We start from the raw sequence: 12,163 nt of genomic DNA, 5'->3' as shown, positions 1-12,163 counted from the left end.
GATCCAGTTCCTCTACGACGATCAGCCAGCACGGAATCGCATTGCTTGGCGTCACCATCCCGCCCCCTGTTGCCAGCCAGCTTTCGTATTACGGTGATGCCGGTAGCCACCGCGTGGGGGGCATCAACGCACCAGGCAAGGTAGCTTGTTATTGAATTTCCAGTTCGGCACGAGATACTGCATGGCCATGGCGTCGTCGCGTGCGCCCAGACCGTGCTGCAGATAGAGTTGATGGGCGCGCTCGATGGCGTCCATGTCTAGTTCGATACCCAATCCTCCGGTCTGCGGCAGCTCGATGTACCCTTGTTTGATCTGTAGCGGATTTTGCGTCAGGTATTGGCCGTCTTGCCAGATCCAATGCGTGTCGATCGCGGTGACACGGCCGGGGGCGGCAGCGCCCACGTGGGTGAACATGGCCAGCGAGATGTCGAAATGATTGTTCGAGTGCGAGCCCCAGGTCAGGCCGAAAGCCTGGCAGGTCTGCGCGACGCGCACCGAGCCTTGCAGTGTCCAGAAATGGGGATCGGCCAGCGGGATATCGACGGATTGCAGTGAAAGCGCATGCGCCATTTCGCGCCAGTCAGTGGCGATCATGTTGGTCGCGGTAGGCAGGCCCGTAGCGCGGCGGAATTCGGCCATGACTTCACGGCCGGAGAATACGCCCTCGGCGCCGCAGGGATCTTCTGCGTAGGCCATGACACCATGCAGGTCGCGGCACAGGCGGATCGCGTCTTGCAATAGCCAGCCGCCGTTGGGGTCCAGCGTGATGCGGGCTTTCGGAAAGCGTTCGTGCAGGGCACGGATAGCTTCGACTTCTTCTTCGCCACGCAGCACGCCGCCTTTGAGTTTGAAGTCCTCAAAGCCATAGCGCTGGTAGGATGCCTCGGCAAGTTTGACGATGGCTTCAGGGGTCAAAGCCTTTTCATGGCGCAGGCGCAGCCAGTCGTCCGCGGCGTCGGATTCGCTGTTGTAGGGCAGGGGCGTGGCGTTGCGGTCGCCGACATAGAACAGATAACCCAGCATTTGCACGGAGGTGCGCTGCACGCCTTCGCCTAGCAGGGCGGCCAGCGGGACTTGCAAATGTTGACCCAGCAAGTCCAGCAGCGCTGATTCTGCTGCCGTCACGGCATGAATGGCGACGCGCAAATCAAAGGTTTGCTGGCCACGCCCCGCGCTGTCGCGATTGGCGAAGGCTTGGCGCATTTGGTTCAACGTGCGGTTGTAGTCGCCGATAGCGCTGCCTACGATGATGTCGCGCGCGTCTTCCAAGGTGTCGCGAATCTTTTCTCCGCCGGGCACTTCCCCCGCGCCGGTGTTGCCCGCGCTGTCCGTCAGAATGATCAGATTGCGCGTGAAATACGGGGCGTGTGCGCCGCTCAGGTTGAGCAGCATCGAGTCCTGGCCCGCCACAGGAACGACGCGCATGTGAGTGATGACAGGAGTTTGGCGAGAGGGAGTGGCAGCGGTCGACATGGTGGTTTCTTTAAACAAAGCCTGCTACGGGAAACGTGGTGGCAGAAAATAACGGCGAGAGGTAATCGGCGGGTGTAGAGTGACGGCGTTGGCAGATATCGGTGTGCAAGGGCGGGTATTGCAAACGACTGGCAGGGATGGCGCCCTTGATCGAGCATCGGGATGATAGATCGCTACGTATGGGGACAGGCCCGGGTAGCGATCTATTTTTACCGCGACCGACGGTGATTTATTGCACGGTAATGTTGCCGGTTTCGATCACGTTTTTCCAGCGTTTGCTTTCGTCTTGCTGGAATTTCGTAAAGACCTCTGGAGAGTTGGCGACGACTTCCAGGCCTACGTCGGTAAAGGGTTTGCTGACGGCTGGATCCTTGATGGCCGTGGCCAGGGCTGCGGAGAGTTTGTCGCGGATGTCTGCCGGCAGGTTCTTGGGGGCAACAATGCCTTGCCAGGCATAGACTTCGACACCCGGGACGTTCAGTTCGGCCAAGGTGGGCACGTTCGGCAACACGGGCGAGCGCTTGTTGCCGGTGATGGCGATGGCTTTGAGCTTGCCCGATTGGATGTGTGGCAGCACCGCATTCACGTTCTGGAACGACATATCGACCTGGCTGCCCAGCAGATCGGAGATGGCCGGTGCACCGCCTTTATAGGGGATATGCAGGCCTTTGGTGCCGGTTTTCTGCCAGAACAATTCGGCCGTCAGGTGGTCGGATGAGCCGGAGCCGGAGGTCGCAAAGCTGATCTCGCCGGGTTTGGACTTCAGCAGAGCCAGCACGTCCTGAATCGAGTTGATGCTGGGCGCCAGTTTGGGGCTGACGACCAGGACGTTCGGCGTTTGTACCGCGACGGTCAGGTAGGTGAAATCCTTTGCCGGATCGTAGCTCAGGCCCTTCATCAGGTGGGGAGCGACGACCAGCGGAGCCAGCGAGGTCACCATCAGGGTGTAGCCGTCAGGGGCGGCGCGGGCGACTTGAGAGGCGCCGATGGTGCCGGTGGCGCCCGCTTTGTTTTCCACCACAAAGGATTGCTTCAGTTGTTCGCCGAGTTTGTTCGCAACCGCGCGGGCCACGGAATCCGTCGCGCCGCCCGGCGGAAAGGGGACAACCATGGTGACCGGTTTGTCGGGCCAGGCTTGTGCAGCGCCGGCTGCCAACATGAGGGTCAGGCCTGTGAACCAGTTACGTGCACGCTGGTGCATGTGTCTCTCCTGTAAGTGTTATATCAATGGCAACGTTACCATTGTTGTTGGTAACGTTGTCATTTGATTTGGTAACGTTGTCATTTGGGTTCGATAGAATACGAATATCAGCTTCGGGCGCGATATCAGTACAAACCCTAGGTGCCTGATCTCCCTATTCGAGAGGCGAGAGGTTAGGCTTGTTGGCCTTGTCACTTCCACATTGAAAATGTCCTCTGAGAAACCGAATCCTTCCCGCTCCAGCGAACGCGCCAGTGTGACGGTGCGCGATGTGGCTCGGGCTGCCGGGGTGGCGATGATCACGGTGTCGCGTGCGATCAACACCCCGCAGGCGGTCTCGCCCCAGACCCTGGAAAAGGTCAATGCGGCGATTCAGTCGCTGGGTTATGTGCCGAATCTGATGGCCGGCAGTTTGCGGTTGTCGCGCAGCCATTTGGTGACAGTGTTGGTCCCGACGATCGCGGGATCCTTGTTCAGCGGGATGATTACCGCATTGACGCGATCTCTGGGGGCAAAGGGTTATCAACTGATCGTGGGACAGAGCGGCTATGACATGCCCAGCGAGGACGCTTTATTGCGCGCCATCATTGGCCGGCGTCCGGATGGCATTGTGTTGACGGGCGTGATGCACTCTGAACAAGGGCGGCAATTACTCAAGGCGTCGGGCATTCCGATCGTAGAGACATGGGATGCGACGCCCGCGCCCATCGATATGCTGCTGAGTCTGTCGCATGATGCGATTGGCGCCGCGGTCAGCAGGTACCTGCATGAACGCGGCAAAACGCGTCAGGCGGTGCTCGCCGGCGATGATGAGCGTGCACGGTTGCGTGCGCAGAGTTTTGTGCGTACGGCGGTGGCGCTCGGCTCGCCTGAGCCGAAGGTGATCCATATGCGTGCGCCGACCACGCATGCGCAGGGTAGAGACGGGTTGCGCCAATTGCAGGCTATGCAGAAAGACATCAATGCGGTGTTCTGTTCCTCTGATTTGATGGCTGCTGGTGTGCTGACAGAGGCGATCGCGCAGGGCTTGCGCGTGCCGGATGATTTGGCGGTCGTGGGTTTTGGTGACATGGATTTCGCCGCATCGATGTCGCCATCGATCACATCGGTGCATGTCGATGGCGTGGCGATAGGCGAGCAGGCCGCCGAGATGATCGATGCTCGCGCCAACGGGCTGTGGCCCGCACAGCAGGTCGTCGAGATTGGCTTTCACATCGTTGCGCGCGAAAGCACGTAATATGGTTGCTGCTGCTGGTGTCTGCTCTGTGCAGATGCTGAAGCCGACGCTTCTGCGGGTCGATATTCAGCATGCGAGCGCGCTGGCAGTATATGATTTCCCTTCTATCTATCTTATTTTCTAGCAATATGACCGTGCCTCATCTCCGCTTCGGCCTGGCTGCCAACCGGCTTCATCACGAGACGCCTGACGCGGCGTTGTTTACTTGGTTGCGTGCGTCGGGAGCCTCTATTCGCGAGATGGGGATCGAGCTGCACACGGTGGGCCGCACGCACGATGCCATCGTGCGCGAGGGAATGCTGCAAGGCTATCGCGGGCTGATCCGCTACCCCTATGGCCGCGAAGGCGGTTTGATGAAACTCGTTGCCCGCGTGACCGAGGGGCGCGATGGGCAAGCGCCGTTCGATGGCGCGATTTACCTGATTGATCCCGTTGATCCTTCCTCGATTTTCCCCGAGGCGCTGGCATTGAAACGTCAATGCATCACGCACGGCCGGCCGTTCATTTCGACGCTCGCTGGTGCAATTGAATGGATAGAGGTCGAGCGCGTATTGGCGGATTTGCCGCCGGATCCTGCTTTGTCGCGATTGTTCAATTTCGAAGGGCAGACCTTGGCATTGATTGCCCACGATGCCTTGAAAGACGAGATGGTGGCATTCGCCGACGAGCATTTCGAGGTGTTGTCGCAGTATGCGCGCCGTGTGGCGACGGGGACAACGGGCGGCCGCTTGAACGACTTGGCATGGTCGAGAGGCTGGCCCAAGGACACGCCCTGGGTGACACGCTACCTGAGCGGCCCGCTCGGCGGCGATGCCCAGATCGCCGAGCTGGTGCTGGAGCATCAATGCCAGCGCGTGATCTTTTTCGAGGATCCTCATGTGGCGCGCCAGCACGAGGCCGATATCCAATTGCTGGAGCGTGCCGTGCGTGTCGTGACGGAAAGCGCTACGTGCGCGACCTCGCCCTCTGTCGCGCGACGTTGGGCAGAGGCGGTGCGTAAGCGGCAGGGAATATGAGGGTCTGCGGGGGGGCTTGTATTGTTTTGATGGCGTGAAGTTTGTGTGCTTATGGACGTCGAGCCGAGGCAATCGGGCCGTGAGGGCTTCACAAAGCCGGTCCGGCGCGCGGGCGCCGGACACCGTATTCGCTCACCTCGTCCGCGCCTTCGCGCTCCCTACGGTGTCCGCCCCACTCGGCTTTGAGGCGCCCTCACGGCCCGATTGCCTCGGCTCGACTCGCAGTATTCAAGCTCATGACATCGCCGGCACGGTTGTCTTGCTCGTCTACGAGAAATCGTTGCTAGAGAGATCTTCTGTTCATCCCCGATGCCAAAGCCCTCGCATGCCGATCACGAACGCTATGCATGGGCGCGCCCGTAGGCGCCCATGCATAGCAGCCCTGCAAGATCTTCATCCTTGCAAAAGCCAGTGCCTACGAAGCCTACGAAGACCAGCCGTCCCAGCGGCGAGGGAATCAGAGATGCTGCGAGTCGAGGCGGGGCAGTGACCGTGTTGGCGCGCCTCGTGGCCGAGCGAGTGGATACCGTAGGGAGCGCGTAGGCGCGGACGAGGTGAACGAAGCGGTGTCGGACGCGCAGGCGGCCGACCGGCCACGTGAAGCGCCAACACGGTCACTGCCCCGCCTCGACGTCCAACAGAACTCATATTCCATCCCACCCCCGCCGCAACACGCAAGAGAACTAATCCCCCCACGCAACGTCGGACTTGCCAAGCTTTGGATCAGCGCGGCCGCTTGGTCCATGCGGCCAGCGCGCAGGCAATGGCGAGGACGAACAGCACGCCGCCGATACGCAGCAGGCCAGTGCCATTGAGCACCTCGCCGCCGCCCGTGATGACGCCCGCCAATCCGCCAAGCCAGAGCAGCAAGCAGAAGAGCGCGAGGATGAATAGCAGTGTGGCCGCGCTGGCGAACAGGTTCAGGGCCAGCCGGCTGCCGCGTGTGGGTGCGGTTGATACGGCAGAGACGCGGCGCTTGGGCAGCACCACGTACATGATGAGGACGATGAAGACCGCGATGATCAGTATTTTGACGAGCATGGCGGTCCGGTCCTATCAGTCTTCGCGTCGCAGGTGAGGGAACAGCAGCACATCACGGATCGTGGGGCTGTCGGTCAGCAGCATGATCAGGCGATCGATACCGATGCCGCAGCCACCTGTCGGAGGCATACCGTATTCCAGCGCACGAATGTAATCGGCATCGTAGTACATGGCCTCTTCGTCGCCGGCGTCCTTGGCTTCGACTTGGGAGCGGAAACGTTCGGCCTGGTCTTCGGGGTCGTTCAATTCCGAGAAACCATTGGCGATTTCACGGCCGGTCATGAACAGCTCGAAACGCTCGGTGATGCCGGGGCGCGTGTCAGAGGCGCGGGCCAGTGGCGAGACCTCGACCGGGTAGTCGATGATGTAGGTCGGATTCCACAGTTTGGCTTCGGCCGTTTCTTCGAACAGCGCGAGTTGCAATGCTCCGAGGCCGGCGCGAGCAAGTACGGGACCCGCGACATCGGCGCCCAGGCGCTTGAGTTCGCCACGGACGAAATCGATGTCATCCAGTTGAGCCTGCGTGTAATCAGGCGCGTACTTGAGGATGGCTTCGCAGATGGTCAGGCGGTCAAAAGGCTTGGACAGGTCCAGCTCGCGTTCCTGGTACGTGAGCACGGCGCTGCCGGTGGCGGCGATGGCCGCTTCGCGGATGACGTGTTCGGTGAAGTCCATCAGCCAGCGGTAATCCGCATAGGCCGCGTAGAACTCCATCATCGTGAATTCGGGGTTGTGACGCGGGCTGACACCCTCGTTACGGAAATTGCGGTTGATTTCGAAGACACGCTCGAAACCTCCCACGATGAGGCGCTTGAGGTAGAGCTCGGGCGCAATGCGCAGGTACATTTCCATGTCCAGCGCATTGTGGTGCGTGACGAAAGGCTTGGCCGCGGCACCGCCGGGAATGGGGTGCAGCATGGGCGTCTCGACCTCGAGAAAACCCGAGTCCAGCATGACCTGGCGGATGCTGCCGATAGCCTTGCTGCGCGCCTCGAAGGTGCGGCGCGTGCCTTCGGTCATGATCAGGTCGACGTAGCGCTGACGGTAACGCAGTTCCTGGTCGGCAACGCCGTGGAATTTGTCGGGCAGGGGGCGCAGCGATTTCGACAGCAGGCGTGCCTGAGTCGCATGCACCGAGAGCTCGCCCTTGTTGGTTTTGAAGACCGACCCTTCGATGGCGATGATGTCGCCGATGTCCCATTGCTTGAACGCCGCGTAGACGTCCTCGCCCAGCGTGCCGCGTTCCAGATAGATCTGAATGCGGCCGCTGCTGTCCTGGACGGTGGCAAAGCTGGCCTTGCCCATGACGCGCTTGAGCATCATGCGGCCGGCGACTTTGACCTGCACACCGGCGTCAGCCAGGGCTTGTTGTTCTTGTTCGCCGTATTGGCGGTGCAAGTCGGCTGCACGGGCATCCGGGACGAAGTCGTTGGGATAAGCGACACCGGTTTCGCGGAGTTTGGCGAGTTTGGCGCGCCGCTCGGCGATCAAGCGATTTTCATCTTGGGCGGACGGGGCGGCGGGCGTGTGGTCGGTCATGGTGATTACTGGTAATTGCGGATATCGTCGATTTCGGTGGTGCCGAAATCGTCACGGTCTAGATAGGCCAGGATGCGAGTGGCGACGTCGGCGGGGGAGGCCAATTTGCCGGTGGCGTGGAATTCCTGGAATTTGGCCAGCGCCGGGAAAGCGGCGGGGTCGCTGGCGCGGAGGGTTTCTTGCATGCCGGTGTCAACGATGCCGGGAGCCAGGGCGACGGTGCGTACGCCGTTGCCGCCTTGTTCCTGTTTGAGCACTCGGGTGTACATGTCGAGGGCGGCCTTGGTGGCGCAATAAACGCCCCAGCCTGCGTTGGGGTTGCGGCCCGCGCCCGACGAGATATTCAACACGCGGCGATCGGCTTGCAGATTCTGTACGGCGGCGATAAAGCGGGCCGTCAACAGGATCACGGCAGACACATTCAGCGTAAAAGCTGTATTGATGGTGGCGCCGTCAGTCAACGCGCCTACGGCCGCGACGGGCTCGACGGTACCGGCATTGTTGATCAGCAGATAGCGCTTGGCATCGCGAGGCAAGGCGGCGCAGACGCGCTCGGCAGTCTGCTCGGCGGCTTGCAGATCGGAAAGGTCGACCTGGATTTGTTCGAGCTCAACGCCCTGAGACTGTGCCAGGGCGGCCAGCTCCGGGTCGGCGCGGCGCGCCAGGGTGATCAGCCGCGTACCTGGACGGACCAGGCCGCGAGCCAAGCCCGCGCCAATACCACGTGAGGCGCCAGTCAAAATTGCAATCGTATCGGTCATGCGCTTGCCCTCTTCAGGAGTGAGGCTTGCACCGTGATGAGGTGCAAGCCTATCGGATCACACGCCTTGCTTCAGGCTGGCCTGGATGAATGGATCCAGGTCGCCGTCCAGGACCTTCTGCGTGTTGGAAATTTCCACATTGGTGCGCAGATCCTTGATACGGCTCTGGTCGAGCACGTACGAACGGATCTGGTGGCCCCAACCCACATCGGTCTTGGAGTCTTCGAGCTTTTGTTGTTCCGCCATGCGGTTGCGCATCTCCAGCTCGTAGAGCTTGGATTTCAACATCTGCATGGCTTCAGCACGGTTACGGTGCTGTGAACGGTCGTTCTGGCATTGCACCACGATGCCGGTAGGCATGTGGGTCAAACGCACGGCCGAGTCGGTCTTGTTGATGTGCTGGCCGCCCGCGCCGCTGGCACGGTAGGTGTCCACGCGCAAGTCGGCCGGGTTGACCTCGATTTCGAACGAGTCGTCGACCTCGGGGTAGACGAACACGCTGGCAAACGAAGTGTGGCGGCCGCCCGACGAGTCAAAGGGGCTCTTGCGCACCAGGCGGTGCACGCCAGTTTCGGTGCGCAAAAAGCCGAATGCATACTCGCCTTCGAATTTGATGGTGGCGGATTTGATCCCCGCGACTTCACCCTCGGATTCTTCGAGCACCTCGGCTTTGAAGCCCTTGCGTTCGGCGTATTTCAGATATTGCCGCAGCAGCATCGAGGCCCAGTCCTGGGCTTCGGTGCCACCGGCGCCGGCCTGGATGTCGAGGAAGCAGTTCATCGGATCGGCGGGATTCGAGAACATGCGGCGGAACTCGAGGCCCTCGAGTTTCTCTTGGAAACCGTCGGCGTCGCCTTCGATGGACTCCAGCGTGGCGTCGTCGTCATCGGCGGCGGCCAGCTCGAAGAGTTCCTGTGCGTCGGCGATGCCGCTATGCAGCGCGCTCAGCGTTTCGACGACGTCTTCGAGGGATTTTTTCTCGCGCCCCAGATCCTGGGCGTGTTTGGGGTCATTCCAGACCGCGGGGTCTTCGAGTTCTGCATTGACGACCTGCAGGCGTTCGGCCTTCAGATCGTAGTCAAAGATACCCCCGTAACGCCAGCTCGCGCTCTGCGTAGTCGGAGAGGCGGGCGGCGAGTTGGTTCTGACGTTCGGCTTCCATGATGAATCCTGATAGCAATTAAGCGAAACCCGGCATTTTAGCGTGATTACTCCGCGTGCTCGACGACGAGCTGGGCGGATACGACGCCATTCCAGACGTTGGGCTCGAGACGGTATGCGACCTGGACGTATTCTGGTAGCGATTGGTCGTGGCCGAACCAGATGGCGTCAAAGCGCTGATGGCCCCGTTCCAGAGACAGTTTCAGGTGCTTTTCGCCCACCAGACGCTGATTGCGGACGATGAATTCGTCCAGAAACAAGGGGGCGGCAAAGCCTGCGCCCCACACTTGCTGTTGCAGCAGGGTGGCCACCTCGGCATTGGCATAGCCGGATTCCAGCGACCCGTCGGTTTCCAGCAGGGGCTCAAAATGATTGCGCCCCGTCAGTTCCTGGACCGCAGCGTCAAATGCGGGGGCAAAAGCCGGAAAATCCTGGCGTCCCAGCGTCAGGCCCGCCGCCATGGCGTGTCCGCCGAACTTGCGGATCAGCCCCGGATGGCGCTTGGACACCAGATCCAGGACGTCTCGCAGATGCACGTCGGGAATAGACCGCCCAGAACCCCGGATTTCGTCATCGTCGGCCGGTGCAAAGGCCAGAGTAGGGCGCCAGAATTTCTCTTTCAGGCGCGAGGCGACCAGCCCTACCACCCCCTGATGCCAGCCTGGATCAAATACGCAGACCGTTGCGCCGGGGGAGGCCCCGGCATTTTCCATGGCGGCCAGGGCCTGTTCGCGCATTTCCGCCTCGATGCCGCGGCGTTCGCGGTTGATCTGGTCGAGTTGGCGCGCCATGTCCAGCGCCTCGGCCTCGTCATCAGTGGTCAGGCAGGCGATACCCAGGCTCATGTCCGCCAATCGCCCGGCCGCGTTGATGCGAGGACCGATTGCGAATCCCAGGTCAAAGCCGCTGGCATTGCGTGGCTCGCGCGAGGCGACGGCAAAGAGGGCGCGCAGCCCGGGCTGCATCCGTCCTGCCCGCATGCGTTGCAGACCCTGGGTGACCAGCAGGCGATTGTTGTTGTCCAGTTTGACCACATCGGCCACGGTGCCCAGGGCGACCAGATCGGATAAAGCGTCCAGGCGAGGGCCGCCATCGGCCGGGTAGACCCCGCGCCGGCGCAACTCGGCGCGGACAGCCAGCATTACATAGAAAATGACGCCCACCCCGGCCAGGTTCTTGGAGGGAAAACCGCAACCCGGTTGATTGGGATTGACCAAGGCCAACGCGTCGGGCAGCGTGTCGCCGGGCAAGTGGTGGTCGGTGACGACCACGCCGATGCCGGCGTCATTCGCCGCAGCGACGCCGTCCACGCTCGCGATTCCATTGTCTACGGTAATGATCAGGTCCGGCTTGCCATTGCGGTGAGCGCAGGCCAGATCGACCACGGCGGGCGACAGGCCGTAGCCGGTTTCAAAACGGTTCGGCACCAGGAAATCGACATTGGCCCCAAAGGCGCGCAACGCCCGTAACCCGACGGCGCAGGCGGTGGCTCCATCGCAGTCATAATCGGCGACGATCAACAACCGTTTCCCTGCCAAAATCGCGTCGGCCAGAATGTGGGCGGCGTGATCTACGTGGGTAAGGCCTCCGGGAGGGATCAGTGCAGGCCAGGCCATGCGGGTCTGATCGGGGTGGGTTACTCCCCGTGCCGCCCATAGCCGGGCTAGTAACGGATGAATGCCCGCAGCCTCCAGCGAGAGCCGGGCATCGTGATTGGTCGAGCGGACGGTTAAACGGGGCGAGACCACCAGGAATTCCAGTTCTTTTTGGGCGCAGGCAGCCAGGCGAGCAGGCGGCTGCGCGGTTGCAGGGTAAGCGTGGCGCGCCGGTCGGCGCCCAGCAATATGAGTTGTGTCGGCTGCTCTGGCAGACCGGAGGAACCGCTGAGCGGTTGAAGATGATGCTTGTCCAGATAGGCCAGAGCATCAAGCCAATTGGCCCAGTCTTCGGTGCGATGGGCGGCATCCAGTTCGGTGAGGATATGCGTCTGGCCTTTCGATGCGACGGAATCACTTGCCGTGGGCGAACTCGTCGCTGTTCCTGACCAGCGACGTGCGCCTCCATATAGCCATAGTGCGTTCACGGGAGGCAACCCTCGCTCTGCCCGGGCCTCGTTGGCCGGATGCTCGTACCAGGCCATCTGTATTTCATTGAGCAAACGCCGCCAGGGCCGCATGGCGGCGTCCTGGCTCCACCAGTCGCGCAATGGTTGGCCAGCGACGGCGGCAGGGCTGCCCGTGCGGGGTTCCAATTCATCGGGTAGCGTCAATCGCCAGCGTTGTGGCGTCAGAACAGTGACCCCAAATCCGGCGGCCTCTATGCTGGGCAGCGCGGTGGCCAACAGTGCCTCGGCTTCGTCGGCTCGGATATCCATCACTCCCGGATCCAGCAAAACGGCTTGATCTGTGCCCAATGAGAGATGCGCCAAGTCGGCCAGCCATACTGGATGATTGTCGTTGATGGCGTCGCCCGCCAACAAGGGCCCTAATCCCGCGCCTGAGGGTGTCCCGGCAGCGGGCCGATAGCCGGCTTGCTCGAGCTGCCAAGCCTCATAGGGCGTACAGCCTTGCGCGCGGACATCAAAGCCGTCCACTTGGGCGGCCGCCGCCAGCAGCCAGCCGTGCAGGACTGGCGCGCGCTGCGGCAGCAAGCGCGCCAGCTCGGCGGCAACAGGCAAAGAGGGCAGAGCGCCCGGAATTACGATCAGCATGGCAACGATTGTAGTCGCTGCCCG

10 protein-coding genes are annotated in these 12,163 nt (G+C 61.6%); 2 read left to right on the top strand and 8 right to left on the bottom strand.

Annotation, left to right across the window (positions count from 1 at the left end; genetic code table 11):
* Nucleotides 1–123 precede the first annotated feature (123 nt).
* Together gudD and ACYVIT_RS16795 are read right to left on the bottom strand one after the other, a co-directional pair.
* On the bottom strand, nucleotides 124–1,473 hold the full coding sequence (gudD, locus tag ACYVIT_RS16800; protein WP_415805909.1) for a glucarate dehydratase: 1,350 nt from the start codon (nucleotides 1,471–1,473) through the stop codon (nucleotides 124–126).
* Nucleotides 1,474–1,702: 229 nt separating this feature from the next.
* Nucleotides 1,703–2,674: a Bug family tripartite tricarboxylate transporter substrate binding protein gene (locus ACYVIT_RS16795; RefSeq protein WP_415805908.1), complete on the bottom strand. Its 972-nt coding sequence runs from the start codon at nucleotides 2,672–2,674 to the stop codon at nucleotides 1,703–1,705.
* 208 nt (nucleotides 2,675–2,882) lie between these two features.
* On the opposite strand from ACYVIT_RS16795, the gene ACYVIT_RS16790 reads away from it, so the two are divergent.
* Nucleotides 2,883–3,911, top strand: a complete 1,029-nt coding sequence (locus tag ACYVIT_RS16790; RefSeq protein WP_415805907.1) for a LacI family DNA-binding transcriptional regulator — start codon at nucleotides 2,883–2,885, stop codon at nucleotides 3,909–3,911.
* Nucleotides 3,912–4,039: 128 nt separating this feature from the next.
* The gene (locus ACYVIT_RS16785; RefSeq protein ID WP_415805906.1) at nucleotides 4,040–4,927 is read left to right on the top strand and encodes a methylglyoxal synthase; all 888 of its coding nucleotides are present in this window, start codon (nucleotides 4,040–4,042) and stop codon (nucleotides 4,925–4,927) included.
* 723 nt (nucleotides 4,928–5,650) lie between these two features.
* On the opposite strand, the gene ACYVIT_RS16780 is transcribed toward ACYVIT_RS16785, so the two are convergent.
* The 6 genes from ACYVIT_RS16780 to ACYVIT_RS16755 form a co-directional block, all read right to left on the bottom strand.
* On the bottom strand, nucleotides 5,651–5,968 hold the full coding sequence (locus tag ACYVIT_RS16780) for a hypothetical protein (protein WP_415805905.1): 318 nt from the start codon (nucleotides 5,966–5,968) through the stop codon (nucleotides 5,651–5,653).
* Nucleotides 5,969–5,983: 15 nt separating this feature from the next.
* Nucleotides 5,984–7,507, bottom strand: coding sequence for a lysine--tRNA ligase (gene lysS, locus ACYVIT_RS16775; protein WP_415805904.1), 1,524 nt, complete (start codon nucleotides 7,505–7,507; stop codon nucleotides 5,984–5,986).
* A 5-nt stretch (nucleotides 7,508–7,512) separates the two neighbouring features.
* Nucleotides 7,513–8,268 carry an SDR family oxidoreductase gene (locus tag ACYVIT_RS16770; protein ID WP_415805903.1) on the bottom strand — a complete coding sequence of 252 codons (756 nt, stop codon included), beginning with the start codon at nucleotides 8,266–8,268 and terminating at the stop codon, nucleotides 7,513–7,515.
* Between the two features lie 57 nt (nucleotides 8,269–8,325).
* A protein-coding gene (gene prfB / locus ACYVIT_RS16765; protein ID WP_141217689.1) for a peptide chain release factor 2 occupies nucleotides 8,326–9,430 on the bottom strand; the annotation gives its coding sequence in 2 pieces (ribosomal slippage) (nucleotides 8,326–9,348 and nucleotides 9,350–9,430; 1,104 coding nt in all).
* Between the two features lie 46 nt (nucleotides 9,431–9,476).
* A complete protein-coding gene (gene recJ / locus ACYVIT_RS16760) occupies nucleotides 9,477–11,177 on the bottom strand; it encodes a single-stranded-DNA-specific exonuclease RecJ (protein WP_415805902.1) in 1,701 nt (566 codons plus the stop codon).
* Nucleotides 11,159–12,139: a hypothetical protein gene (locus ACYVIT_RS16755; protein WP_415805901.1), complete on the bottom strand. Its 981-nt coding sequence runs from the start codon at nucleotides 12,137–12,139 to the stop codon at nucleotides 11,159–11,161. The genes recJ and ACYVIT_RS16755 overlap by 19 nt, the downstream gene beginning before the upstream one ends.
* Nucleotides 12,140–12,163 lie beyond the last annotated feature (24 nt).

Source organism: Bordetella muralis, from assembly GCF_054781015.1.
This window is presented reverse-complemented; position numbering and strand designations above follow the sequence as displayed.